Here is a 23,710-nt window from a genome sequence, read left to right as displayed (position 1 = left end):
TCTCAAATGTCCGCTCGACTTGCATGTATTAGGCACGCCGCCAGCGTTCGTCCTGAGCCAGGATCAAACTCTCCAATAAGATTGTTTGACTAGCTCTACTTTCGCACACGAATGTGCATAAAAACTTTGTTGCTTTGTTGATTAAATCAACGTTGGCACGCTTGGTTTTGTTTAGTTTTCAAAGATCATCTTCGCCCTGAAGCGACTTTATTAATATAACATTTTCTGTTTTCACTGTCAACATCTTTTGTTATTTTTCTAAGCCGTTTAGTCGTTTACATTGCTTCACATCAGCAGCGACAAATAATAATATACCACAAAGGCTTTATAGTATACAAGCCCTTTTTTCACAAAATAATATTTAATTGTGAATTTCTATTCTAGTTTATGAAAAATACACTCCCTACCTAGTGTTACCTATAAAAAAAAGCGCAAGCCCCGTTTAGCGACGTATGGAGATAGGAAGTACATTTGCACTGTGCGTTGAGCTTAATTCCGAAACGCATACTAATTCTTAAATTTGTATAAATTCTTGCAGAACTAAAAAGACGCCTCAATAATATAATTGAAACGTCTTTCTTCTATATAAGAAATATTCTTTGATGCAGATTCTCTAATAGTTCTTTTTTTTAGTAAAGAGAAGGTATGACTCGTTAGGAATTCACTTTTACGTGTCTGTGGTTGGTTCACTTTTTCTTACGAGGTTATGCAGTTTAATAAGTTGATGATAAATTCGATTTTTGATAAGTAGTTGTTTTGCTCTTTTTATTGCTTCAATTAATAATCTTTCAGCTAAATGATAGTGCATCGCTTCACATGGCAAGGATGCATTGGAGAGTATGAAGGCACAATCAGTTCGCTTTGTACGCACTTGACTCTGCAGTCCATCAAGTTCACCTTGCTTTAGTCTTCCGAATCCAAATGACCAATTTGCTCAGTTGTTAATGATGGTTTGTTCATGTTCACTAGGGAGAACTCCCAAGCTCTTCTAATTTCAATGCTCAATCAAACCACCGTACTGTTTTGAATCAGAATGTAGTTGCTGTTTTAATAATGATTGTGGTCTTTGTTGGAGAAATTTTCTAATACCCATTTTCTCTCACCTCTTGGACAATCTAAGGAAGTATATGAAAAGAATTTCAATTAAATGAAGAATACCTATTGTCGAACTTTGTATTATCATGTATAGTAATCACTAATTAAATAATTACATTTAACCACAAGGGGAGCCATTTGGCTGAGACTGAACATAATGTTCTAACCCTCTGAACCTGTTAGTTAGTACTAGCGTAGGAATGTGGATGGACTCATACTAAACACCTTAACCAAAGCAGTGCGTGGAAACCATCTAGCATTCCCCGCATTGCTTTTTTATTTTGTCTAAAAACTTGGCTCCTTTGGTTAAATGCACAAAAAGGGGTATTTACTATGAAGAACAATCAACGACTTTTATTTTTAGTAGAAGTTAGCATGCTAGCTTCTTTGGCATTTTTGCTCGATTTAGTATCAGGGGTTGTCGGTCGTTTCTGGCCACAAGGCGGATCGATTTCACTAGCAATGATTCCTATATTTATTCTTTCTTTTCGATGGGGGTTAAAAGGTGGACTGTTGGCCGGTTTCCTATTAGGATTGCTGCAAGTTGTTCTCGGTACAGCCTTTATTGCTCATCCAGTTCAAGCCTTTATTGATTACTTCTTTGCGTTTACAGTCGTAGGGTTAAGTGGAATTCTATTTAAACAAGTACAACACGCTTTAGTAAATCGTAAAAAAGGTACCGTTATTGCTTATGTTGTTCTCGGAACATTCATCGGGAGTGCTTTGCGTTATCTCGCTCATGTAATAGCCGGCGTATACTTTTTTGCCGAATACACACCAGAAGGTACACCAATCTGGACTTACTCAATTGTTTATAACGGTTCCTATATGTTGCCTACATTTATCGTTTCAGCTATTGTGACGGCATTGATTCTGATTACTGCACCGCGTCTTGTAACTCGTAATAAAACTACTTAAGTTTTTTAAACCTGGACTCAATTGTCCAGGTTTTTTTATTTCTTACTTTGGTTATCCACAGCAACAAAAACCTCGCTAAAAATACTTATCCACATTCATAGTAAAAATCCACTGTCACTTAAAGAAACCGTGAGTAACTCTATCAATTGTGGATTAATTGTGCATAACATTAAAACTATTCACAACTTTATAAACAAAAACTAATAGAACGTGGGAAAATTGCGAGGTTATGTGTACAACTATCTTTCTATTATTAAAAATAGTAATCATAAAGATAGATCTTTTTGCATTTATTAGTAGTAATAGAACAGAAAGAATTCGGAGGAATAGGGAATGAGTCTAGCTTATGCAGTTATGTTACTAACATTCTTTCTATCATTGTTTCATTTCTCGTACGGGTACAGGGAAGCGATACGAATTAGTGATGAGGATGGTTTAGTTAACGGTTGGTCGATTATAGTCTGCTTGCCACTTGGGTTTGTTTTTGCTCATCTTGCTTCTATATTTTATCAGCAGATTTAATAGAAAGCCTCGGGATCACAGCTACCTAAGGCTCTCTCATATAGGAGTCTACTGATTATAACGTTTCAATAAGTTCGTTAAGAAAGGTTCTAAAGGTGGAAAAGAAAAACCTTCTTTTTCTGCGCGTTCAACATCAACAGTCCATGAACCGTCCATATTATAAGGAGAGACAACAGCGTTTGTAATTTTTTAACGAGCTTTTTTCCGAAAATTTGTGTCCCTCCTAATACTAGTGCACGTTTCATGTCGTTTCCTCCTTAGTTACATCCCATTCGGATCTTAAGATTGTATAAAAATCCAAATCTACATAGTTGCCCCACTTTTTCACATGTTCTCGCGCTGTACCTTCATAGGTCATGTCTACTTTCTTCATTACTCTAGAAGATGCAGGATTATGACTCATTGTAGCAGCGAATATTTTATTCAATTGCAGGTGTTGAAAACCGTAACAAATGATTCTCCTCGCTGCCTCTGTTGTGTAACCTTTCCCCCAGTATTCAACGCCCATCCAATACCCAAGTTCAGCACGGTCATGCGCTTTACTAACTCCAATATCAATCGCCTATAACCGTATTACCTTCTTTCAGAACTATTGCGAAGACATGGTGCCCTCTTTCACTTAAAGTTGGATGCGTTGCGATCCAACTTTGCGCGCCATCCTCAGGATAAGGATGAGGAATATGTAGCGTTGTTTCTGCGATTTTTTTTCTGCTGGCTAAAACATTAACGGCTTCTGAGTCATTTAGAGTAAATGGTCTTAAAATTAAATGATCTGTTTCTAAAGTTGGAATCATGTTCTTTGACCTCCTGTTATTCGTTCCTTCAATTTAGTTAAATTAGTCCATCCATAGGCAATTTCTACATGCTCACGGTTATGAATCGAAAATGTTTCTTCTCCCACCTTTTCAGGGGAATACCTTTCGTAAAATGCACGTGAAGGGTTTTCCTCAAGGACCCAAACAAGCAAGTTTGATAGTTGTTGTTGTTGAAGCTCATCTATTGCAGCTAAAACTAATTGCTTTCCAATGCCTTTGCCTTGATATTCTTCTAAAATATAAATAGCGTACAATTCACTCTTAAAGTGATAGTTTTCAGATCTCTCTTTACCAAAGCTTACAAAGCCAACAATATGTTCTTCTATTGCTTCTGCCACATATAAACGATCAAAGTTTGCTTGTGACCATTGCTCTTCCTTTTGTTTGTACGTTAGCGAGTCAAGGTAAGCCTGGACAACGATCCCTTTGTAGGTTGACTTCCAACTGTCTACATGAACTTTCGCGATTCCTTTTGCATCTTTTTTTGTTGCTTTTCTGATGGTAAACATGTTGACAGCACTCCCCAATAAAAGTTCCTAACTATTTCGACATAACTTAGCTAACTCCTACTTTATTCTTAAAAAGGAATTTTGTAGTGAGTTGTAGAAGTTAAATAAGGGGTAAACGATCTTTTTTTTAATAATTCATTTACTATATTCATATTTTATAAGGAAGATAATTTACTTTTTGCATTGGAGGACGATTTTGAAAACAACTTTAATAATCTGTTGGAACTTATTAAACTCAATCCTGATGTTCGCTATTCTTTCTACTTTGTTTGTATTTGTTTTTTTATTTGTTGATAACTCCAGTGGATTCGTTGCAGGAGCTATGTTGTTCCTAGTGGTTGGAGGTTTATTTTGCGTAAGCATTTATGGCTTGGTGCAGTGGGGTAAGAAATTTAAGTTTTTGTTTTTCAGGAGTATTAGTGGTGCCGTTATGCTTATGCTTACAAGTGTTTCACTATTTTTATCACTGACTGTCATCTTTTTTATAAACTATATGCTTCTAAACGAGTTTGGCCACAGTATGACCTTTCAAGATAAGATTGATCTTTATTCATCTCCTTTTAAAAACACTACCCATTCTCCCAAGAATTACCAATCTCTGAAGAGTGATCGAGATACTCTAGAATTATTGCAGCATGTAACGGTTTATCACTTAGATGAGGAGAAGGGAATAATACCTATTATTGAGGATGCACTTAAGGAAGCTATTTTGTTAAACAATCGAGTGTTTGGTGAAGTTGAAAATCCGCAAGTTGATCTGCTGCTGCATTCCACAAGCGCTGAATTAACTACCTATACATCAATGGTGGATACAATGGGGTACTATGACGAGTCAAGAGATATGATGGGTGTCGCAATTAATAATTATGATGGCGTGCTATCAAAAAATGAAGCAGCCTACTATTATTTTTATAACACAATTATGCACGAATACACCCACTACAGAATGCAAACATTTATTAAAGAAAATGGCCTATATCTTTACAGAGTTCCCATTTGGTTTCATGAAGGAGTCGCAGAATATATCGGCATGAACGGTGTCAGAAGTGGGTACTATCCTTTTGAAGAAGTGAACCTAACAGGGCTTTCAACACATGAACAGTGGGATTCTTATCGCTCAGAAGAATTTGATGTTTACACACAGGGCCACTTTGCAGTTTTATATCTCGTAGACACATATGGTGAGGATATCGTTTCTATGATCATCACTGAAACTGCTAAATTGAATGACTTTGAAAAAGGATTTAAAAAAGCCACTGGAATTTCCGTTAATGAATTGAATGAGGTGTATTTAATAGAGGAAAAGAAGATGTATGAGGAGATGTGATGATGAATTGGAGGTATGGATGAGCGGTCCAGGCAAAAAGTTGGGCGGTTCGCATGAAAAGTTAGGCGCTGACCTTTCAAAGTTGGGCACTCTAGCTGCTGCTGAACATCAAACGCTCAACGGGTTTTTGAGTACCTGCCCACAACAATAGGGGGCATGCACAGTTAGCTAACTTTAATTTTCTGGGAGAGCCCAAACAGATACACTTCCTCCATTTACACGGAAGGTTGTGAATCCATCTTCTTCAATTGTAATCGTTTCTTTTCTAGTTTGAGTTAAATCAACCCATGTTTCTCCGGCTCTATCTTGTCCTACAAACATTCTTTTTTCACCCTCATCTCCGTTGGAAATGATTACAGCACAGCCAGACCTCTTAATCTCCTTTGTACCAAGGCGTACCCAACCAATTGTATTAGGATGATCAAAATAATCTTCTTGATCTCCATAGGCTTTATGATATCGAGCATAAGGAGCGGATCAATGGCTTCCTTTTTGCCTTGAATTGGTTCTTCTCCTCCAATTCCAAAATAATCTCCATAAAAAACACATGGGTAACCATCTTTACGAAGTAAGATAAGGGCATAAGCACTTTGCTTAAACCAATCATAGGATTCAAGTGATTCGTTGGGCTGTGAATCATGATTATCAACGAATGTTACAGCATTAAGTGGATGCGTTTTAACGAGAGTATCATCAAAAATCTTCGATAGATCGAAGCTACTACCAGCCTTTGATGCTGAATGCAATTTATTATGTAGAGAAACATCAAATAAATCGATGTTATAATCAATATTATCCAGAAATTCCTGGCAAGCCTTGAGATCAGGATTCCAAAACTCACCTACGAAATAAAAATCTTTACCACGATGTTGCAGTACATCTTTTACAAAATGATTAATGAAATGATGATTAATATGTTTAATGGCATCTAAACGATATCCGTTACAATTTATTGTATCTGCTAGCCACTTCCCCCAATGAATCATTTCTTCTTTCACTTCAGGATGATCGTAGTCTATATTTGCAAACATTAAGTAATCGTAGTTTCCAAATTCATTATCCACGTTTTCATTCCACGATTTGTCTACCATTCTAAAGATTCCAGTTTTCTTATTTTTTTCATCATAATCGGTGCCATTAAAATGTTCATGACTCCACTTAAAAGGTGAATATTTATCATTTCGATTTGGAAATGTGAATTTTGTCCACCCTTCAATCTCAATTGGCTCGGAAATTTCTTCAGTTCTATTATGCTGATCAACTTCGATTACTTGAAATCCTTCTGTTTCGTCAGCTCCTGCTTTATGATTCATAACTATATCGACGTAGACGTTTATGCCATAATTATGACATGCAGCCATTGCGTCTAGCAGTTTTTGTTTTGTTCCATATTTTGTGCGGACGGTTCCTTTTTGGTCAAACTCACCTAAGTCATATAAATCATAAACACCATATCCGTTATCTTCTTCTGACTGTCCCTTTGTAACTGGTGGTATCCACAACGAATCTATCCAGCTCTCCTTCAGTTGCGGAGCTAGATCCTTAAGTCGATTCCAATGTGTTCCATCTGATTCTACATGCCATTCGAAAAATTGCATCATTGTATGATTTCGTTTCATTAGTGCTCTCCCCTGTCTAGGCATGCAAAATCAATTATATAAACCTAATTTTATTTAGATTGCCTAATTTTTTGAAATAGTTATTTAGTTTATAACCTAAAACATTGAGAACAAAACGTTACATTAGGCATATTTAATAAATGTTTGTAAAATAGGGATTTATTTAGAAGTAAAAAAAGCGCAAGTGCCTTGGTCAGCCCCGACAAGCATAAGGCGATTCTAATAGAAGGTGTTCTTTGCCTTCAATTTAGAATTGACTTATGACCTCGAGGCAGTTACAACCGCGACGTCCTGTCGCTGTAACTCCTGTGCGTCGGGGCTAGGCGCTGGAGCTGGATTCAAAAACGCTTACTGTGTCTTAGAATTATATAAATTCTGGTGTATAAACAAAGCCATCACCATGTACTAGATTAGGCAATGGCTTAAATTTTTATTTTTTATTTAGTGTACCTTCGTTCACTTTCGATTCAACAGTTTTTGTTTCCTTTAACTCATGAGCTAATGAATCTATGCTTTGGCGAACATTCCCTTTGCCTGAGAAGTTTTCAATTAGTTCTTTTACGTCAATTCCAGATGATGCTTTTAGTGATTCTTGGAGAGTTGACATTAGGTTTGTTGCATAGCCTGTTACTTTGTTTGCTCCACTGTTTTCACCACTACCCCCTGTATCTACAACAGTAATTTTATCGATATTTGATAGTGGAGTTGCAACTTGTTTTGCGTATTCAGGAAGCATTTTTAGGATCATGTCGAGCATTGCTGCTTGACCGTATTGCTCGAAGGCTTCAGCAATTTTTTGTTTTGCTTCTGCTTCTGCAAGACCTTTTAAGCGGATAACTTCCGCTTCTGTTTCCCCTTGTGCTTTTTGGGCATCGGCTTTTGCGAGACCATCAATACGGACTCGTTCTGCTTCCGCTTTTGCCATGGCTTCAATTCGATACTTATTTGCATCGGCCTCAGCCATTTGTTTTCTTTTATCCGCCTCGGCCGATTGTTCAACTGCGTAACGATCAGCATCCGCTTTTTTCTTTACTTCAGAGTCATATTGACGCTCACGTCGTAAAATCTCTTTTTCTTCAAGCTCAATTTGTTTTTGACGCTCAATGATTTTGACTTGCATTTCTTGTTCGGTTACTTCTTGCTTAGACCTTGCTGTTTCTAGATCATACGCTTGGTCAGCGCGTGCCTTTGCACTGTCCTGCTCTCTTCTAAATTCTGCAATTTTTAATTGATTGATTTTTTCAGCTTCTGCGACCTCTGTTGCACGTTCAATCTCTGATTTTTGCGCGTCTTTATCAGCTTGAGCGCGTTTGATACGGGTTTCTTTGTCTGCTTCAGCTGTTGCAATATCTGCATCACGTTTAACTTGAGCAATTCTTGGTTTACCTAAAGAGTCTAAGTATCCGTTTTTGTCGCGAACATCTTTAATCGTGAATGAAACAATCACAAGTCCCATTTTAGCTAAGTCCTGTGATGCAACGCGCTGTACTTCTTGAGAGAACTTTTCACGGTTTTTATAGATTTCTTCAACTGTCATCGAGCCTAATATTGAACGAAGATGACCTTCTAATACTTCACGTGCCTCTGTTTCGCGATCTGCTTTTGTTTTTCCTAAAAACTGCTCTGCAGCAGTAGCAATTTCACCGATAGATCCACCAATTTTAATGATTGCAGTTCCATCTGCCATAACGGGTACACCCTGTTCCGTGTAGACTTCAGGAGTTGAAACATCTAGTTTACTAGATAGTAAACTAAGTGGCTCTGCTTGTTGAAAAACAGGTAACACGAATGTACCGCCACCACGAACGATTTTTATCTTGTTGCCCGATTCATCAACATGCACATTTTTACTTCCAAGATAGCTACCTGTCACGATTAGAGCTTCATCAGGTCCAGCTGTACGATATTTTGCAACAAACACTCCGATAAGTGAAATTAGAATAAATGCGGTGACACCTATGACAATCCATATAATAGTAGACATGAAATTCCCCCTAATCTAAATTTTCGAACAACTCAACATATAGTACACCATTTTTTATATCTAGAACTAAAACCCTTTCATCATACCCGATCGGTTGATTTCCAAGGCTCGCTGCAGGCTTGGCGATTGCACCGCTATTGCTATCAATTAATACCTCTCCAAAACCGTCGACAGGGATTGAAGTAATGACCCGTCCAATTCTTCCAATTAAATCGCTTTCTGTGTAGGCAAGTGACTCTTCAGCTGATAATAAAGGAATCAGCACAAAAACGTTGAGCAATGTGACCAAAACCAGAGATCCAACAACAGCAATTAAGATAATTAAAAGGCTGTTAAATGAAGTAATAAATTCTAAGAGATAGGCACTTGCTGAGAAAATTGTTAAAAATGAGAGAGCGAGCGTAGGATTGACAAACTCGCTCCCTCCAAATATCCCCTCAAAAATGTCACCAAACAAAATATAGAGGAAGGTTAAGCTCCCTGAGATAATCAGGGTATATAAATAAATGGTCTCTAACGGCAGCCCGAATAGCTCCATGATATCAGAACCTTTTAACTAGATTTTTTTTTCATTATTCAGTTGATCTTTTAATCGTTGCATCTCTAAATCCAATTCACTTTCACGATTCAATTCACTTAACTCTTGATCAAGTGATTTTCCTCCTGTGAATAAATCTTCACTTGTTTCAGCTTCTGCTTCGTATTGAAGAACTTTTTCTTCCATTCGCTGAAACCCTTTACTTGCGCTGTCACTGTTTGAACTCGACATCGCAGCATTCACACTCTTCCTTGCTTTTGCCGACATCGCACGTGCTTTCAATGTGTCACGCTTCATTTCCATATTGCGGTATTCAGATTTCATTACCGTTAATTTCTCTTTAAGATCAACTACACTTTGTAGCGCTTGTGTATGAAGAACATCGAGGTGAACTAGCTCTTTTTGCAAACGAGCTTTGTCTTCTAATGCACGTTTAGCCAAATCCTCACGATCTAATTTCAAAGCTTCCATTGCTTGATTTTCTCTCTTTGAAATTAACTCCTTCAGATCCGCTACTTTTTTGCCGACCAGCTTTTCTTCAGCCATCATTTTAGCTGTCGCCTTTTCCATGTCTTGAACTTCTTTGCTCATATCTCGTAAGTATTGATCCACCAATAGCACCGGATCCTCTGCTTTATCAATCAACGCGTTCATTTCAGAGCTCACGATCGTTTTCATTCGCTTAAACATTTCAAACATTTTACTACCTCCTGATAGTCTTACGAAGGTGGTTTTTCCCTCGGTTACCTTATATACGACTAATTTCACAAAAAGTTTCAGATTTTTTGTGAATTATTGAAGTAAGTCTTTTTTCCTTAAACGAGCTGTTTGGCTTAGTTTTTTTTCAAACATAAACAGGGTGATACCGAGGACAATCACAACTCCCCCGACAATTTGAGACAGAATCATTCTTTCATTTAAAATAAAATAGGCTAGAATAATTGCACCGATTGGCTCGAATAAAATTGCGATCGAAATTGTATTCGTGCTCACCCACTTCAAAGCCCAATTAAATAAGGAATGACCAAGTAAAGTAGGAATAATCGCCAAAAGAAGAAAGTAAATCCAGTCACTGCTTGGGTAAGGCATTAGTGGGTATCTCAACAGAAGACAATACAGAAGTAGGGTTAGCGCACTAATTCCGTAAACGATAAATGTGTATAGTAGTAACGAATGACGTTTTCTGATTCCTTGCCCGACTAGCAAATACGCAGTGACCATTGCACAGGCAGCAAGGGCTAATAGATCACCAATTAACGCAAGTCCACTGATCTTAAAATCTCCCCAGCTAATAATCACACTCCCCAAAATTGCGATACTTCCGCTGAAAATGGTAATTGTAGAAACTCTTTCTTTAAAAAATAAAAACGTTCCCACAAACGCAAATAGCGGTTGAAGTGTAACTAATACAACCGAGCTCGCTACTGATGTGTAGTTCAGTGATTCGAACCACAAAATAAAATGAAGCGCTAGAAACACACCTGCTATAATTGAAAAAATCCAATCTCTTCTCGTAAGCAACTTTATCTCTGGAAGACTTTTTATTAAGAAAAATGGCAATACCAGGAGTGTTGAAAAAAACAGTCGGTAAAACGCAATTACAGGTGCAGGCGCTGATGTCAGTTTAACAAGAATCGCAGAAGTTGAAACTGCAACCACCCCAACCGCAAGCGCCAAATAGGGATACAATCTTGATGAATTCACTAAAAAATCTCCTTTTAGATGCTATGCACCAGATACGAATTTTGTTGGAAACTATTTTTTATACTATTCAAAATATATAGTATACTAGTAAGCGTTAACAATTTAGTTTCTAAGGGGGCTCCTATGGAAAATCTAAAACAAGTAACAATCGGGCAACTGCTTAAGGATGCTGTCACCAACTTCGGACATCAAGAGGCAGTTGTATACTCAAAAGAAAACATTCGCTATACATATGAGCAATTTTATAATGAAACGACAAAACTAGCAAAAGGTCTTCTCGGACTTGGTGTAAAAAAAGGTGAACATGTTGCAGTTTGGGCGACAAATGTACCAGAATGGCTCCTTCTTCAATTTGCTACAGCCAGAATCGGAGCAGTCTTAGTGACCGTAAACACAAGCTATCAAGCAAGTGAGCTTCACTATCTATTAAAACAATCAGACTCTACTACTCTTTTTCTTATCGACGGATTTAAAGGAACATCCTATCTCGACCTTATTAATTCAATCACGAACAATGAAACCTCTTCTACGATACTTCCATCATTGAAAAACATCCTCTACATGGGATCAAATACAACACCTACGAGTATGTCTAGTTGGCAACAGCTCTTACAACATGGTGCAACGATCTCAGATGAAGAATTATGTGCACGCGAAAACGAGCTCTCCCCTGATGAAGTCATCAATATGCAATACACTTCCGGCACAACTGGTTTTCCAAAGGGCGTTATGCTTACTCACAATAATATTGTCAACAATGGTCACCTTGTCGCTCAAGCGATGAAATTAACAAACGAAGATCGGTTATGTATCCCAGTTCCATTTTTCCACTGCTTTGGTTGCGTTCTCAGTACACTTGCCGCTGTATCAGTTGGTGCAACAATGCTCCCAATCGTTGAATTCGATCCTGACATTGTCCTGCAGACCGTTGAAAAGGAAAAATGCACCGCATTACACGGCGTTCCAACAATGTTTATTGCTGAATTGAACTCTCCTAGCTTTCAGTCTTATAATCTGTCAACACTACGAACTGGAATCATGGCTGGCTCCACCTGTCCGATTGAAGTCATGAAAAAAGTAATGAATGAAATGGGAATGATGGAGATCACCATTGCTTATGGTCAAACCGAAGCCTCACCTGTTATCACTCAAACCACTGTTAGCGACTCGGTTGAAAGAAAAGTCGAAACAGTCGGAAAGGCCCATCCTCACGTTGAAGTAAAAATTTTAAATCCACTTACTGGTGAAGAGGCTGCAACCAATGAGCAAGGAGAATTGTGTACTAGAGGTTATCTTGTCATGAAAGGCTATTACAACATGCCCGAGGCAACAAAAGAAGCAATTGATGAGGAAGGCTGGCTTCATACAGGCGACTTAGCAACAATGGATGAAGCAGGATATGTAAAAATTACCGGACGTTTAAAGGATATGATTATTCGCGGTGGAGAAAATATTTACCCCCGTGAAGTTGAAGAATTTTTATATAGCCATGAGAGCGTATTAGATGTTCAAGTTATCGGAATTCCAGATGAAAAATACGGTGAAAAAGTCGCTGCCTGTATTAAAGTGAAAGAAGGAACATCAATAACTGCAGAAACGATTCGAGCTCATTGCAAAGGACAATTAGCGTTTTATAAAACTCCTGAGTACATTTTCTTCGTTGATGAGTTCCCAATGACAGCATCAGGAAAAATACAAAAATATAAATTACGAGAACAAGCGCAAAATTTAGTAAGCGAGATTACTAGATAGTAACTGTTCCGTTCTGAAAAGACAACTATGATCTTTTTTTGCTAACAAGGATGTAGAGGAGGAATGAATTATGATTGCTGCACTACAGAGCATACGTGAAGAAGTATTAAATGAAATCAGCGACATTCCACAGGAGAGTATTAATGAAAGAGAAAATGAAGAAAAATGGAGCATCGGTCAGGTGCTCGACCACCTTCAGCGCACAGAAAGAGTTGTTACCCAATCTGTTAAATACATACTTACAAAGGGAAAAGAATGCGAAGTAACTGATAAACCACTAGAGATCATCGTCGATCGCTCTAGAAAGGTTACAGCTCCTGAAAACATTGCACCGACAAATGAACCTGTAGACAAGCTAAAAGCAATTACTCTTTTAGAAGAGTCGAGACGTGATTTGCTTAACTTCTTGGAGACACTGCCGGAAGATACGAACCTAAAAAACAAAGCAATGAAACACCCTTTTGTAGGCGATTTATCTACACAGCAATGGATTGAATTTATTGGCTATCACGAAAGACGTCATTTATATCAGTTAAGAGAAATTAAAGAAGCAATTTTGTAAAGAGAGGGTTCTTTCCCTCTCTTTTGCTTCATGAAATATTGCAACCAGGTGAGGAAGTGGTGACATGGAGATAAATAATGTAAACATGGGCGATATTATTTTTCAATTATTGGCTATTTATTCTTGATAGGGTTTATTGGAGCCATTGTTTGGATTATTGTTACTGTGGTTGGTAGGAAGAAGCAGTTAGATCGGCTAGAGGAAAAGATCGATAAGCTATTAGAGGCACATGTTAAAGGAAAAAATAAATTTTAAGCAATTCTCATTGATTTCACTCCAATAATGTATTGACTTAAGTGTGAGAGCGATTTATAATTTAGTTGTCCGAGAATGGGGGCTTAGCTCAGCTGGGAGAGCGTTTGGCTGGCAGCCAAAAGGTCAGGAGTTCGATCCTCCTAGTCTCCATACCTTGAAATCCTTATTTACCAAGGGTTTTGTAACGTGTTTCAATAATTAAATATCTTTAAATTTTGGATTTGTTGACGAATTGTTGACGAATTCTTTTTTTTTGCTCTAAACTGCACCTCCAACCTCTTTTAGAACATTTAACAGCAGTGGCATAATTTGAATAAGTACATATCCTAGGCCAGCATTCTGAATTGTACTCCAAGCTCTCTCAGATTTTCCAAGCATAAAGAAGAAACAACCACCTATGATTATCACAGAAGCTATAGGAAAACTTAATGCAACCATAAGATCAACAAGTGGGTCCATGGCATGTGCCAGCGTTTCGAGTGCCTTCTCACTCATCCATTCTGTTGCACCTGCCGGAATTGCTTCTGGTGCTCCTGATACAGGGATTACATTTTCATGTGCAGAAGCTAATGAAGGAAACAACGCAAAGGGCAATACAGATGTAGCAGCTGCCTTCAATAGTCTTCTATCCTTCTTCTTTTTCACCTTATACTCACCAGACATAAACTCACTGATTGACATACTTTGTACTTTCGCCATGTTGACCCCTCCTATTTGATGTCATCCCAAAGGTAAACTTGAACATTTAGATCTTCGCAAAGACTTTGCAGCCTCACCTTTCTGAAATGCGTAGTTGTGACCCAAATTAACATAAAATTAGGATTATATTCATGTAGTTGTCTATATCTTTTAATTTTTGAATCATTCTTGTGCATGGATTGCTTGTAATCCACTTCAATAAAATAGTCATGTTCCTTATCTATATTGAATATTGCATCAGCTACAATTGAAACCTTAGTTTTTGGGATCTTTATCTTAACTTCATTTTTCCAAGAAAACGGTTTTCCAAGAAAAATGTATAAATCGTTTCTCATTAAAAAATGGGTAATCATTAGTGATTTTTTTCTTACCTTGGTTGCACCAATCCTTTCACGACCTTCTTTGTTTAGATAGTAAATGTTTTTTCTTTCGTTAATAAATGAAGATACACATTCACCCATTCGTTGTAACACCTTTTGAACATTGCGAACTTGCCCCAGGTCGTGCATCTTTTTTATTTGTTCACTTGTTAGATAGTCACACTTCTTCAAACTCAAAAGTATTGCTTCCTCCCTTTTCTCCCTGTCTAGGTTCAACTTTGTCACCCTCCTCTTCTTTTCTAGGTCTAATGACAATGTGAGGTTCAATGCGCTTTTTTATCTCTTTATTGTTGATGTAAGGTGTTTGAACGACCTGACTTTTAACGTTTTTATAAATCCCTCTACCTGGTATTAATGGAAGTTCCTCTGCTCCTGTTTGACCTAATGCAGTATTGGAAGCTGTGGCATCATCTAAAACAAAGCATAAACGTGAAGGGATATTTCTCTTAGTCTGTTGTGGGATCGATTGACTAGAAGGATATTGTGTTGCGTAGATCAGGTAAAAACCAGCACCCCTTCCCCTTCTGGCTATATCTGTAACAACATCCATACATGAAGAATCTCCTGCAATGTCTGCTGCTTCATCAATAATGATGAAATGACGTTCTTTTCTTCCTGATTCTTTTATGTCCTCAAAACCTTGATCAACTATGTCTGTATAAGCCTTGTTCATATCCTTTTGAATAGCTTCCAGAATGTCTTTTGCTTCTGATGGATCTCGAGTAAAATTCTTTATTTGCTTTAAATCTTTAAATCTTTGAAAAGCAGATCCCCCCTTTAAATCAATTAAATGTAGATTAACGTTATCTAATTGTTGTAATACAAGAGAAACAACAATCAGTTTTAAAATAGCACTTTTACCATATCCTGTAGCACCAGCAATGATTAAGTGTTTATGTTCGTCAAAGTCATGCCTGACAACCCCTTGACGAGTTTGCCCAATAGAAACGGACCATGTACCTTTCTTTAAATAACTTTCATCCCAGTCATGTTGATCCTGCATACACTCGTTATAAACTTTAATTCTCAGCATCCCATCAAAATCAAGTTCGATTTCTTTTCTCTTAATCTTTTTGTTTGTAAGTATCTTTTTTATTTGTTTTAATACCGTTTTGTCAAACTTAATCTTTAGTAGGTCATAGAGATCAACCTCTAAATGCTTATGCCGAATATTTAAACCGTCCTCTAATATGTGTTTATCTGCTTCAATCTTTTTGCGGTCAAAACCTAAAGGGATCTGGTACACATATTCAACACCACCCTTAAATTTATCCTTTCTCTGAAGTCGGATTGTCTCACCGTTCCTTCCATTCCATCCTGAGTTAGCGAAAATCTTTTGTATTTTGCCTGCATCATTTGAAGGTGATCCATTCGTTTTTAAGTAAGCATAACCAGCAACACCGCTCATGATGATTGTTGATCCAATTTCAAACAACATTCACGCCACCTCATTTCTTGATATTACGTAGTAATAGTTGCACCGAAAACGAATTTTAATAATGATAGTTGAACCATTGATACTATTGGAATTGATCAGTTCGCTTTCACGTTCGTCGCACGAACTTTTAAACGCCCTGCTAAAACGCACACTTTCACGTCCTTGTCTTGGTAGCTTTCTGCGTCGATGATAATGTATATGATTACGTATATAGTTTTCTTGCCTGTCCAAGATAAATTATTTTTCTAGGACATGCAGGAAATTTGATCTGTATGATGAAAACATTCATTAGGTGATAAAAATGACAAAGGTTGGTCGAGTTATTGAAGAAGAAGGTTACCGAAAGGGTTGGGTTGCAAAAAAAGCGAAGATTGCACCCGGGACATTATCTAAGATTATTTCTGGAGAAAGTGAGCCTTCATTACGTGTGGCATTAAAGCTTTCAAGGGTATTAAACAAAACAGTTGAGGAATTGTGGGGGCATTTAATTGATGAGGACATAAAAAAACCCTCAGAATGAGGGTTTTTAACTACAATTAACCAAGTTTTTTTTTCGATTAATTTCAAATTTAAAACGATTTTTAATCATTTCGTTAATCTGTCTATTTGTATTAGTAAACTTTAAATTTTGCTTGATTTTATCAAAATCAAAATCTTCCAACAATTCAATAAGAGCAGTATTCACAAATGACGAAGTTACACCGTCAATGCCTTCAAATGAAAGAATTACAAGTTTATTTGAATTCAGATGCTTTAATAAAATCATTTTGACTATCAGGCCATCTTGATTGGAGTAACATCGTCCAACGTGATCAACAATTTTGATTACCAATCGAACTCCTCCTCATCATCATCAATATTTGGAATATTATCAGTTCTAAGAACAAATTCTATAAAAGTTCCAGGATAAAAACTATTTTTCATTGCGGATTCTGTCTTAATCCCATTGTTACCATATGTACAATTTAATATACCATAGTTCGAATGAATATGAACAGACCCTCTTATATCACCAACAACATTTTTAATCAAAGTATGCAAACCTGCACCTAAGTTTCTTGGTGATGTTCTAGAGGTGATTCCCTCTTGTATTGCTCTCTCAAGAGCCGAGTCATCTTTCAAAAACGGATCAATCTTCCTAATATTATTTGGAATACCAATTCCAAAATCAGATACTGCAATTTTCACTTCACATGACTTTGGATAGTGTTGCGCAAAAATACAACCAATATTTTCTTGGGCGTGATCTTCTGTATTATTGAAAATTTCACCAAAACACATCTTAATATCAGCAAGAGATTGTTTTGTTACATTTAACTGCCTTGACAACCAAGGTATGAAGTCTCGATCTAACCATTGATAACTATCACTGTAAGCAATTAATTCAAGGGGAATTGTTGTTTCTCTGATCTCTGCAGAGTCAGTTAATGTCCTTTTCATGTATCTCATGAAAAACATTGAATCGTCCAAGTATTTAAGAGGGTTCTTCTTATCATTACTTACCTCTCTAGGGTAGTTCAAAATAACTTTTACTCCCCTCTTCCTTAGCCATTCAAAGATATTGCTTAATATGGTAACTCCTGCGGGTTCAATAAAATTCAATCCACGAAATTTGAATTTTATCTCATTATCCTTTGGATGTAGATCTCTATCAATAACTGCCTCTAATAATAAATACATTGTTTCCCTTGTAAACACCGAAGGTATACGAACTTCCAACAAGCAACATCACTCCAAAATTAAACTACAATGATAATATATTACCATAAACAAACCATATTATATCCATTTTTTGTTTTTAAAAGGTAAAAATTAATTGTCTCTATTCGGAAAAATGATATTTTAGTCCTTCATTTGGAGTAGTTATTTATTACTCTTATAATGCTGTTTTATAACCTATTCTTACTCTTGCAGCAGACAAAATGTTAGATCGCTTAAATAACCTTGTTTGACGTCTGGTCAAACAATATCCACGAATGGTATCTTCTTGAATGCCTTTTACTATGACCTTACGATGTGAAATCTCACCTTTATTTGACATGTACATAATTTCAATTGGCATTTGTTCTTCTTTTGATGTAAGTAATAAACCGTTCATTTTATCAGCTCCTTAATATCATTATACACGAACGTATATTCTTTTTATACTGTAAAACAGAACATATTTTCGTATAATAAGGATATGATAATTAAAAAGGATGATTTATATGCTTAGAGACAGAGGAACAAAGAAGTGGACAGCGATTATGTTGCCAGAGCATGTTAAGATGCTTCGGAATGAGTTTATTGAATTTGACAAGGTAGATAAACCAACACTTGATGAGCAGCAATTAGAGGATATCAATACCACCATTCTGGAAGCGATGGAATATAACAATGAGCTTGTTTTCACTTATTTCGAGAACGGTGATATGAAGCTTTATGTTGGCCGTGTTCATTACATTGATGATCTGAAAAAGGAACTTCGACTAGTCGATCTACATGGAGATAAATTCTATATTAAATTCAATGATTTACTTAAAGTAGATATAAACGAATAAAAGTTAAAAAAATAGTTAAAATCGTATTTTAAAGCTGAAAAGTGACTGATAACCACCTTAACTATCCTAAATAACACCCTTATTAGAGCTTTTTATGAGTTAAAATTCATTTTTGTCAATTTTACCAAATTTGTTATTTGTTCTATCCTTTAGTTGAATTTAATACTGAGGAGGAGCTTAAAAATGAGAACAATTAGATGTCCTGAATGTGGTAAACGGTTTGTAGGATCCGATAACATTGTTATGAGTTTAATGAACACTTTGAATCACAAGGAATGTTCAAATTTTCACCCAAAAGTTATTCTAGACGAGGGCACTTATAAAGGAATTACTGATAAATATAGCTTTTTTAAAGACTATAGGATTGTTAACTAATAAAAAATAGCCCCTCTCGCAATGAGAAGGGCTCTAAATTTGTGAATAAAGCATACTAGAGAGTTGAATTTTAAGGTACTTTAAAACATCTTTGACCAGGTAGCTTTACCGACTAATCCATCGATATTTAGGTGCTTATCATCTTGAAGATCTCTTACAGCCTCATAGCTTCCATTACCAAATTCTCCATCAAAACCTTTTGGATCATAGCCTAGGCAATACAACATACCTTGGATAATTCGTGTGATGTTCCCTGTTGCACCTTTTCTGACTGTATGGATAGCAGATTGTGTTTTTGGCCCCCATTTACCATCCACGACTAATTTAGAGTTAAATTGTTTATTCGACTCAGTCTGCAAAGCTTTAATTGCAGCTGTCTTGGTTTTTGGACCATTAACACCATCGACAACAAGATCGGTCCTATAATTTGTATTCAACCATGTTTGAAAAGCTTTAATGTTACTGTTTCCACTTTGATTAATTGAAGATGATTGGGGTTTACTAACTGGTTTAGGAGTACTTATTTTTCCAAAAATAATCTTCTGTCCAATTTTCAATTCAGTAGGATCAACACCAGGATTAGATTTTATTAAATCGTCTACTGTTACTCCACCTGCGCCATCTTTATGAGCAATACTCCAGAACGTATCCCCTTCTTGGATGATGTATGTGTCAGGAATACTAGTTGGTTCAACTGGCCTTGTTGATCCCTTCCAATCAACTAATTTTCTATAATCATACTCACAACATGCTTTCCAACTATAACCCGGCATTTCGTTGTGAGATGTATCATATTTACCAATATTATCTTTTACAAGGGAAGCATGCAGATCAGCAATTGAAGCTATAGTTGCATCATCCATTGTGTCATATCGATAATCACCAGCTACACAAATACCTAGTGAGAATTGATTGCTGTTTCCTACGTGATACGTACGACGATCAATGTCATTAGCGTATACAATTCGTGCTCGAGGTCCTTTAGAAGTTTGGATAATGCTTTTAGGCTCGATAATAAATGTATAACCTACCCGCGGCCAACCAAGAGTATTTACATGATAATCTGCAAAACTAACAGCATTAGACCCGCCTAACTTTTTCTTGGTTAATGAATGATGCCATACACGATGGGTGACTTTTTTTGTACGCTTTGAGTAATTTCCCTTACTAGCCAATTCTCCTCGCATATCAACTAATTGAGGTAATGATTGAAAATATGCCAATTAAAACCTCTCCTTTTGGATAAAATAAAAAGCCACCTCGAATGGCAGCTATTTCTTGATTAATCCTTGAGCTTTTAATGCGTTTTTTTGTAGTTGTCCCGTCTGAGTAACATAGTTATTTCGGAACCAAGCCATTACAGCAGTGACAATTGAAAACAGAATAGAACTGACTAAGTAAATAGCATCTATCAGAGACAATATCTGTTCCTCTCCAATAGGTATTCCCGTTCTCCCCGTCATAATTAATGTTTGGTTGATTAATGCAGCTAAAAGAAGCACTGTGCGTATGACAGTGCCTCTGTCGAAGTTTTTCATTTAATTTCCTCCCCTATTTTGTAATACAGCATAAAAAATAGCGATTGCTCCTCCGATAAACCCGGTGCAAATCGCTGTTATAATTGCGCCTGTGATTGCGCGTTTTATCCATTTCGTATTATCTTCAATACTATCGAGTGTTTTGTTGATGGAATTAATCTGTTCATCATGTCGAATACTCTGAGACTTCACTTCGACCATTTCTTTTTGGAGGGTTTTGATGTCAGCCTTCATCTCCACAATTTCTTTTTCAGTTGGGTTCATAGGTAGTGCAACCTCCGCGGTGTTTGACATCGTATCCCCCCTTTTATTTTTGTCACAGCTTTGATCACCTCCTTAAAGGCAAAATAAAAAGAGAACCCATTAGGATTCCCTTAACTGTTTCGCTTGTTCTATTAAATTCGGTACAGCTTCAAAGTTCTTTTCTCTAATAGCTGCACTAACTTCTTTCATTTTTACAAAATATTCATTTTCGTCAGGATAGTATTCTTCTAATTGAACCGCGAAAACATCTACATAAGCAGAATATTTTTGATTTATTTCGCCGGATTGATAAAAAGAAACAATTTCATTCTCTAGAGCTTCTGCATCGGAAAAAAGAAAATATTGTTCCTCTTCCCTATGATCAATCATATCTATTGCACTATAAACATCCCAAGGTTTTTGATCTTCAATATTTTTAGTTCTTTCAGTAGGCGGTTCAACCACTTTTTTCTCCTTTACCTCAACATCTGCTTTGGTTTCTTCTGCTTGTTCAATAGATGCTTCCTGAACAGGATCTTCCTTCAAAACTTCAGTTTTAACTTTATCTTCGTCATTTGATTGAGTATAAAGATACGTTCCACCTAAACCTAGTACAGCCGCAACTGAGACACTCGCGATGAGTTTTTTCATATTAGTCTCCTTTTATCTAAATATTACCACACCCCTTCTACGTTCTGAAACCTATAAAGTTTCAGTTATTTGCGCTGGACCTACATACTTAATATCAATTCGAGAAAATATCTCATTTCCTATTAAAATGGTATTGATTTCATTGTTATTTATTTGATCATTTAAAATTACTGGATCGTACTCTACAACTTCAATTAATTTATCTTGTCCACTATGGGTTATGACTTGCAAGTTCATTAATGAAGTCCTCCTATTCTTGACTGGATAAAAAGCCGTGAAATGATATTTGCGTTTACTCTACCTAAACCATTTGGCTTAATTGTTACTTCATGCCATTGTCCCCTATTGATACGACCTCCGCTATCCACAGAAAGAAAAGGAATAATATCAATATCTTGACCACTTGTAGTTGTTATAGGTACTGAATTGCCATCAACAAGAATTTCTACTGATGCAGGAGTTGTTGATAGTTTGTAAATCCCATGCTTTATGTCATGAACATGATCCGGTAATGTTATATCGTGTGTGTGGTTAGGTATGTTTATGCTATGAGTATGTGCTGGAATATCAACGCTGTGCGTATGTGCTGGAATTGTAACACTATGAGAATGATTAGGGACACTTACATCATGACTATGATTAGGGATTGTAACTGAATGAGCGTGATTTAATTGATCTGTGATCTCAGTTGAATGATAGTGATTTTCAAAAGTTACATCTGTCAGTGGTAAAGGTGTTGAAGAATACACGAAAAAGTCAGGACTAGCAAAACCACTTGTGAGAGAAGTCCCCCCGCCACTGTTTGAAGTAACTGTACCTCCACCGCCTGAAGTGGAAGTTTGAGTAGAATTACCGCCACTAGAACTAGTTTGTGTGGAAGCCCCGCCGCTTGATGTGGAATCAACCACTGCACCACCACTTGATGTGGATTGGACTGTTGCTCCCCCACCCTCGGTAGCCTGACTGTATGCTCTAAATTCCTCAACTTCATACGTTAATGTCATTGTATTAACATTTACTAAATCATCGGGCAAATAAAAACGAATAACTGCAGGGTTTAATGAGTCGCAGTTATCAGAATAGTCGTGTGAATCGATATTTGTAGATCCCTGGCTATAAGTTTCATTGACCAGCTGCTTCTTTTGTAAATCAGTAATGGTTGTGTTGAGATCTTCACGAACATTACCAAGATCAAACTTAATATCACTTGGATTGCCGTATATATCAGACTTTGAGATTTTCATAATGCGTAAATCAATGTCTGTGTCGGTGTCCTCGTCTTTTACACCTACAATTTTACTGATCTCGTATTTTACTAGCTTGTATGGGTCGATTAACTCGTAATCAATGCAATCTACAGAAACAGTCACTTTTGGCTCTTTGTTTTCATCCAAAATAGCTTGTCCAGATGCTTTTAAAGAAGTAGCATCCTCGAATCGTCTGTCTACCCACACTCGTTTATGGATTCCGTATTTTGCAATAGATTCAGCATCTTCTAAATAGGGAACACCGCTGTTGACCTTTTCAATCCCTAACTGATTGATCCCTTCACCATATCCCAAAGGGTATATACGATTTACGATATTGTAAGGATCAACCTCTTTATCTATCCCTTTTAAATTCTTTCTATATCGAATATCGTCCACTTTTTCATCATCAGGAACAACTAGATTCAAGATGAAAGGGTAAACGGTATCGTCCCAATCCCACAAATACGACTCGTTAAACGGCTTTGGAACGCTTATTATCCCATTTAAAAGAGAGTCTTCATTTTCCCAAGCGTAATGAAAAAAGCGCTCAAATTCGACTATTCCAAGATTCCAATGCTTCACTTCTTGCATGTCAATGAGTGCTTGCAATACTTGCCTTGTTGTAAAGTTTGTGAATTGATGATAACGAAAAAGCACCTCACTATGTAAGGTGCCTAAAACGTGTTCACATGTATAAGTAATGCTTCTGTCATTGTCATTTTTAACTGTCTTAGTAGGCTGGATGATGAACTTTCCAATGTACTTTTCGTGATCCCACAACTCAATAAAACGTTTGACAGTAACTTCATGACGTTTGGTATCGTTTAACGGAAGTGTGAAATGACAAGTCCAAATGTTGTTATTTTCGAGTGCATACCCTATCTTATATGCTTTATCCAAGATTGCAACAAGGTTCATGTTTATGTCATACACATGTATATGTTTCAAGGTCTCACCTCACTAAAAAAGCCACCCTTTTGGTGACTTCTAGAATTA

Annotated in this window: 30 protein-coding genes, 1 tRNA gene, 1 rRNA gene, 1 pseudogene and 1 riboswitch; of the genes and pseudogenes, 10 read left to right on the top strand and 23 right to left on the bottom strand. The window is 36.8% G+C overall.

The features are described from left to right. Positions 1-79, bottom strand: a 16S ribosomal RNA gene (locus tag ACFFIX_RS06860); the annotation flags it as partial. A 588-nt stretch (positions 80-667) separates the two neighbouring features. Continuing rightward, positions 668-871, bottom strand: a complete 204-nt coding sequence (locus ACFFIX_RS06855; protein ID WP_378931913.1) for a hypothetical protein — start codon at positions 869-871, stop codon at positions 668-670. A 341-nt stretch (positions 872-1,212) separates the two neighbouring features. Next, positions 1,213-1,313: riboswitch (TPP riboswitch) on the top strand. Positions 1,314-1,428: 115 nt separating this feature from the next. Here ACFFIX_RS06855 and thiT point away from each other — a divergent pair. Both thiT and ACFFIX_RS06845 read left to right on the top strand, forming a co-directional pair. Continuing rightward, the gene (thiT, locus tag ACFFIX_RS06850) at positions 1,429-2,013 is read left to right on the top strand and encodes an energy-coupled thiamine transporter ThiT (RefSeq protein WP_378931911.1); all 585 of its coding nucleotides are present in this window, start codon (positions 1,429-1,431) and stop codon (positions 2,011-2,013) included. A gap of 333 nt (positions 2,014-2,346) precedes the next feature. Next, positions 2,347-2,535: a hypothetical protein gene (locus tag ACFFIX_RS06845; RefSeq protein WP_378931909.1), complete on the top strand. Its 189-nt coding sequence runs from the start codon at positions 2,347-2,349 to the stop codon at positions 2,533-2,535. 89 nt (positions 2,536-2,624) lie between these two features. Here ACFFIX_RS06845 and ACFFIX_RS06840 read toward each other — a convergent pair whose 3' ends face one another. The 4 genes from ACFFIX_RS06840 to ACFFIX_RS06825 are packed head-to-tail and all read right to left on the bottom strand — an operon-like array spanning position 2,625 to position 3,859. Continuing rightward, complete coding sequence (locus ACFFIX_RS06840) at positions 2,625-2,780, bottom strand: hypothetical protein (protein ID WP_378931907.1); 156 nt, start codon at positions 2,778-2,780, stop codon at positions 2,625-2,627. Further along, positions 2,777-3,043, bottom strand: a complete 267-nt coding sequence (locus tag ACFFIX_RS06835) for a GNAT family N-acetyltransferase (protein WP_378931905.1) — start codon at positions 3,041-3,043, stop codon at positions 2,777-2,779. Before ACFFIX_RS06835 ends, ACFFIX_RS06840 begins: the two co-directional genes overlap by 4 nt. Before the next feature lie 46 nt (positions 3,044-3,089). Next, positions 3,090-3,329 (bottom strand): GNAT family N-acetyltransferase, encoded by a 240-nt coding sequence (locus ACFFIX_RS06830; RefSeq protein WP_378931903.1) that lies wholly within the window; start codon positions 3,327-3,329, stop codon positions 3,090-3,092. After that, the gene (locus tag ACFFIX_RS06825; protein WP_378931901.1) at positions 3,326-3,859 is read right to left on the bottom strand and encodes a GNAT family N-acetyltransferase; all 534 of its coding nucleotides are present in this window, start codon (positions 3,857-3,859) and stop codon (positions 3,326-3,328) included. The genes ACFFIX_RS06830 and ACFFIX_RS06825 overlap by 4 nt, the downstream gene beginning before the upstream one ends. 196 nt (positions 3,860-4,055) lie before the next feature. Between ACFFIX_RS06825 and ACFFIX_RS06820 the strand changes: the two genes are divergently transcribed. Continuing rightward, the gene (locus ACFFIX_RS06820) at positions 4,056-5,186 is read left to right on the top strand and encodes a hypothetical protein (RefSeq protein WP_378931899.1); all 1,131 of its coding nucleotides are present in this window, start codon (positions 4,056-4,058) and stop codon (positions 5,184-5,186) included. Then, positions 5,173-5,337 (top strand): hypothetical protein, encoded by a 165-nt coding sequence (locus ACFFIX_RS06815; protein WP_378931897.1) that lies wholly within the window; start codon positions 5,173-5,175, stop codon positions 5,335-5,337. The genes ACFFIX_RS06820 and ACFFIX_RS06815 overlap by 14 nt, the downstream gene beginning before the upstream one ends. Before the next feature lie 23 nt (positions 5,338-5,360). Here the strand turns inward: ACFFIX_RS06815 and ACFFIX_RS06810 are convergent. The 5 genes and pseudogenes from ACFFIX_RS06810 to ACFFIX_RS06790 form a co-directional block, all read right to left on the bottom strand. Further along, positions 5,361-6,805: pseudogene (locus ACFFIX_RS06810) on the bottom strand (alpha-amylase). Between the two features lie 430 nt (positions 6,806-7,235). After that, complete coding sequence (gene floT, locus ACFFIX_RS06805; RefSeq protein WP_378931895.1) at positions 7,236-8,789, bottom strand: flotillin lipid rafts scaffold protein FloT; 1,554 nt, start codon at positions 8,787-8,789, stop codon at positions 7,236-7,238. Positions 8,790-8,799: 10 nt separating this feature from the next. Continuing rightward, positions 8,800-9,327, bottom strand: coding sequence for an NfeD family protein (locus ACFFIX_RS06800; protein ID WP_378931893.1), 528 nt, complete (start codon positions 9,325-9,327; stop codon positions 8,800-8,802). Positions 9,328-9,345: 18 nt separating this feature from the next. Beyond that, positions 9,346-10,026, bottom strand: coding sequence for a PspA/IM30 family protein (locus tag ACFFIX_RS06795; protein ID WP_378931891.1), 681 nt, complete (start codon positions 10,024-10,026; stop codon positions 9,346-9,348). A 93-nt stretch (positions 10,027-10,119) separates the two neighbouring features. After that, positions 10,120-11,031, bottom strand: coding sequence for a DMT family transporter (locus tag ACFFIX_RS06790; RefSeq protein WP_378931890.1), 912 nt, complete (start codon positions 11,029-11,031; stop codon positions 10,120-10,122). An 18-nt stretch (positions 11,032-11,049) separates the two neighbouring features. Here ACFFIX_RS06790 and ACFFIX_RS06785 point away from each other — a divergent pair, with 18 nt between their 5' ends. The 3 genes from ACFFIX_RS06785 (at position 11,050) to ACFFIX_RS06775 (ending at position 13,750) form a co-directional block, all read left to right on the top strand. Beyond that, positions 11,050-12,783 carry an AMP-binding protein gene (locus ACFFIX_RS06785; RefSeq protein WP_378931888.1) on the top strand — a complete coding sequence of 578 codons (1,734 nt, stop codon included), beginning with the start codon at positions 11,050-11,052 and terminating at the stop codon, positions 12,781-12,783. Between the two features lie 70 nt (positions 12,784-12,853). After that, on the top strand, positions 12,854-13,345 hold the full coding sequence (locus ACFFIX_RS06780) for a DinB family protein (protein WP_378931886.1): 492 nt from the start codon (positions 12,854-12,856) through the stop codon (positions 13,343-13,345). A gap of 332 nt (positions 13,346-13,677) precedes the next feature. Further along, positions 13,678-13,750: transfer RNA gene (locus ACFFIX_RS06775), tRNA-Ala, on the top strand. Between the two features lie 108 nt (positions 13,751-13,858). Here ACFFIX_RS06775 and ACFFIX_RS06770 read toward each other — a convergent pair. The 3 genes from ACFFIX_RS06770 to ACFFIX_RS06760 are packed head-to-tail and all read right to left on the bottom strand — an operon-like array spanning position 13,859 to position 16,114. Then, on the bottom strand, positions 13,859-14,299 hold the full coding sequence (locus ACFFIX_RS06770; RefSeq protein ID WP_378931884.1) for a hypothetical protein: 441 nt from the start codon (positions 14,297-14,299) through the stop codon (positions 13,859-13,861). An 11-nt stretch (positions 14,300-14,310) separates the two neighbouring features. After that, a complete protein-coding gene (locus tag ACFFIX_RS06765; RefSeq protein WP_378931941.1) occupies positions 14,311-14,808 on the bottom strand; it encodes a replication-relaxation family protein in 498 nt (165 codons plus the stop codon). Between the two features lie 28 nt (positions 14,809-14,836). Next, a complete protein-coding gene (locus ACFFIX_RS06760; RefSeq protein WP_378931882.1) occupies positions 14,837-16,114 on the bottom strand; it encodes an FtsK/SpoIIIE domain-containing protein in 1,278 nt (425 codons plus the stop codon). Positions 16,115-16,418: 304 nt separating this feature from the next. Between ACFFIX_RS06760 and ACFFIX_RS06755 the strand changes: the two genes are divergently transcribed. Continuing rightward, positions 16,419-16,637, top strand: coding sequence for a helix-turn-helix transcriptional regulator (locus ACFFIX_RS06755; protein ID WP_378931880.1), 219 nt, complete (start codon positions 16,419-16,421; stop codon positions 16,635-16,637). A gap of 6 nt (positions 16,638-16,643) precedes the next feature. Here ACFFIX_RS06755 and ACFFIX_RS06750 read toward each other — a convergent pair whose 3' ends face one another. The 3 genes from ACFFIX_RS06750 to ACFFIX_RS06740 form a co-directional block, all read right to left on the bottom strand. Further along, on the bottom strand, positions 16,644-16,949 hold the full coding sequence (locus ACFFIX_RS06750; RefSeq protein WP_378931878.1) for an STAS-like domain-containing protein: 306 nt from the start codon (positions 16,947-16,949) through the stop codon (positions 16,644-16,646). Further along, positions 16,943-17,839 carry an ATP-binding protein gene (locus tag ACFFIX_RS06745; RefSeq protein WP_378931876.1) on the bottom strand — a complete coding sequence of 299 codons (897 nt, stop codon included), beginning with the start codon at positions 17,837-17,839 and terminating at the stop codon, positions 16,943-16,945. Before ACFFIX_RS06745 ends, ACFFIX_RS06750 begins: the two co-directional genes overlap by 7 nt. A 154-nt stretch (positions 17,840-17,993) precedes the next feature. Next, positions 17,994-18,215: a hypothetical protein gene (locus tag ACFFIX_RS06740; protein ID WP_378931874.1), complete on the bottom strand. Its 222-nt coding sequence runs from the start codon at positions 18,213-18,215 to the stop codon at positions 17,994-17,996. Positions 18,216-18,324: 109 nt separating this feature from the next. On the opposite strand from ACFFIX_RS06740, the gene ACFFIX_RS06735 reads away from it, so the two are divergent. Together ACFFIX_RS06735 and ACFFIX_RS06730 are read left to right on the top strand one after the other, a co-directional pair. After that, the gene (locus ACFFIX_RS06735) at positions 18,325-18,657 is read left to right on the top strand and encodes a YolD-like family protein (protein ID WP_378931872.1); all 333 of its coding nucleotides are present in this window, start codon (positions 18,325-18,327) and stop codon (positions 18,655-18,657) included. A 183-nt stretch (positions 18,658-18,840) separates the two neighbouring features. Next, on the top strand, positions 18,841-19,032 hold the full coding sequence (locus tag ACFFIX_RS06730) for a hypothetical protein (RefSeq protein WP_378931870.1): 192 nt from the start codon (positions 18,841-18,843) through the stop codon (positions 19,030-19,032). Positions 19,033-19,112: 80 nt separating this feature from the next. Here ACFFIX_RS06730 and ACFFIX_RS06725 read toward each other — a convergent pair whose 3' ends face one another. From ACFFIX_RS06725 to ACFFIX_RS06700, 6 genes are all read right to left on the bottom strand, one after another. Then, positions 19,113-20,255 carry a peptidoglycan-binding protein gene (locus ACFFIX_RS06725; RefSeq protein ID WP_378931867.1) on the bottom strand — a complete coding sequence of 381 codons (1,143 nt, stop codon included), beginning with the start codon at positions 20,253-20,255 and terminating at the stop codon, positions 19,113-19,115. Between the two features lie 48 nt (positions 20,256-20,303). Then, positions 20,304-20,570 carry a phage holin gene (locus ACFFIX_RS06720; RefSeq protein ID WP_378931864.1) on the bottom strand — a complete coding sequence of 89 codons (267 nt, stop codon included), beginning with the start codon at positions 20,568-20,570 and terminating at the stop codon, positions 20,304-20,306. Then, positions 20,571-20,864, bottom strand: coding sequence for a hemolysin XhlA family protein (locus tag ACFFIX_RS06715; protein ID WP_378931861.1), 294 nt, complete (start codon positions 20,862-20,864; stop codon positions 20,571-20,573). It abuts the gene before it with no gap. Between the two features lie 69 nt (positions 20,865-20,933). Then, a complete protein-coding gene (locus tag ACFFIX_RS06710; protein WP_378931858.1) occupies positions 20,934-21,464 on the bottom strand; it encodes a hypothetical protein in 531 nt (176 codons plus the stop codon). 51 nt (positions 21,465-21,515) lie between these two features. Continuing rightward, the gene (locus ACFFIX_RS06705; RefSeq protein WP_378931856.1) at positions 21,516-21,701 is read right to left on the bottom strand and encodes a hypothetical protein; all 186 of its coding nucleotides are present in this window, start codon (positions 21,699-21,701) and stop codon (positions 21,516-21,518) included. Beyond that, positions 21,701-23,662: a phage tail spike protein gene (locus tag ACFFIX_RS06700; RefSeq protein ID WP_378931854.1), complete on the bottom strand. Its 1,962-nt coding sequence runs from the start codon at positions 23,660-23,662 to the stop codon at positions 21,701-21,703. The genes ACFFIX_RS06705 and ACFFIX_RS06700 overlap by 1 nt, the downstream gene beginning before the upstream one ends. Positions 23,663-23,710: the final 48 nt, after the last annotated feature.

Source organism: Metabacillus herbersteinensis, from assembly GCF_042433335.1.
Taxonomy (GTDB): domain Bacteria; phylum Bacillota; class Bacilli; order Bacillales; family Bacillaceae; genus Metabacillus; species Metabacillus herbersteinensis.
This window is presented reverse-complemented; position numbering and strand designations above follow the sequence as displayed.

Excerpts from the sequence above, each read along its gene's own strand:
- ACFFIX_RS06785 (WP_378931888.1), top strand. The coding sequence starts at position 11,050 with ATGCTATGCACCAGATACGAATTTTGTTGGAAACTATTTTTTATACTA.
- ACFFIX_RS06740 (WP_378931874.1), bottom strand. The coding sequence starts at position 18,215 with ATGAACGGTTTATTACTTACATCAAAAGAAGAACAAATGCCAATTGAA.
- ACFFIX_RS06830 (WP_378931903.1), bottom strand. The coding sequence starts at position 3,329 with ATGATTCCAACTTTAGAAACAGATCATTTAATTTTAAGACCATTTACT.
- ACFFIX_RS06765 (WP_378931941.1), bottom strand. The coding sequence starts at position 14,808 with ATGCACGACCTGGGGCAAGTTCGCAATGTTCAAAAGGTGTTACAACGA.
- ACFFIX_RS06815 (WP_378931897.1), top strand. The coding sequence starts at position 5,173 with ATGAGGAGATGTGATGATGAATTGGAGGTATGGATGAGCGGTCCAGGC.
- ACFFIX_RS06840 (WP_378931907.1), bottom strand. The coding sequence starts at position 2,780 with ATGAAACGTGCACTAGTATTAGGAGGGACACAAATTTTCGGAAAAAAG.
- ACFFIX_RS06800 (WP_378931893.1), bottom strand. The coding sequence starts at position 9,327 with ATGGAGCTATTCGGGCTGCCGTTAGAGACCATTTATTTATATACCCTG.
- ACFFIX_RS06835 (WP_378931905.1), bottom strand. The coding sequence starts at position 3,043 with ATGGGCGTTGAATACTGGGGGAAAGGTTACACAACAGAGGCAGCGAGG.
- ACFFIX_RS06780 (WP_378931886.1), top strand. The coding sequence starts at position 12,854 with ATGATTGCTGCACTACAGAGCATACGTGAAGAAGTATTAAATGAAATC.
- ACFFIX_RS06705 (WP_378931856.1), bottom strand. The coding sequence starts at position 21,701 with ATGAACTTGCAAGTCATAACCCATAGTGGACAAGATAAATTAATTGAA.
- thiT (WP_378931911.1), top strand. The coding sequence starts at position 1,429 with ATGAAGAACAATCAACGACTTTTATTTTTAGTAGAAGTTAGCATGCTA.
- ACFFIX_RS06715 (WP_378931861.1), bottom strand. The coding sequence starts at position 20,864 with ATGTCAAACACCGCGGAGGTTGCACTACCTATGAACCCAACTGAAAAA.
- floT (WP_378931895.1), bottom strand. The coding sequence starts at position 8,789 with ATGTCTACTATTATATGGATTGTCATAGGTGTCACCGCATTTATTCTA.
- ACFFIX_RS06720 (WP_378931864.1), bottom strand. The coding sequence starts at position 20,570 with ATGAAAAACTTCGACAGAGGCACTGTCATACGCACAGTGCTTCTTTTA.
- ACFFIX_RS06755 (WP_378931880.1), top strand. The coding sequence starts at position 16,419 with ATGACAAAGGTTGGTCGAGTTATTGAAGAAGAAGGTTACCGAAAGGGT.
- ACFFIX_RS06825 (WP_378931901.1), bottom strand. The coding sequence starts at position 3,859 with ATGTTTACCATCAGAAAAGCAACAAAAAAAGATGCAAAAGGAATCGCG.
- ACFFIX_RS06795 (WP_378931891.1), bottom strand. The coding sequence starts at position 10,026 with ATGTTTGAAATGTTTAAGCGAATGAAAACGATCGTGAGCTCTGAAATG.
- ACFFIX_RS06845 (WP_378931909.1), top strand. The coding sequence starts at position 2,347 with ATGAGTCTAGCTTATGCAGTTATGTTACTAACATTCTTTCTATCATTG.
- ACFFIX_RS06710 (WP_378931858.1), bottom strand. The coding sequence starts at position 21,464 with ATGAAAAAACTCATCGCGAGTGTCTCAGTTGCGGCTGTACTAGGTTTA.
- ACFFIX_RS06735 (WP_378931872.1), top strand. The coding sequence starts at position 18,325 with ATGCTTAGAGACAGAGGAACAAAGAAGTGGACAGCGATTATGTTGCCA.
- ACFFIX_RS06730 (WP_378931870.1), top strand. The coding sequence starts at position 18,841 with ATGAGAACAATTAGATGTCCTGAATGTGGTAAACGGTTTGTAGGATCC.
- ACFFIX_RS06770 (WP_378931884.1), bottom strand. The coding sequence starts at position 14,299 with ATGGCGAAAGTACAAAGTATGTCAATCAGTGAGTTTATGTCTGGTGAG.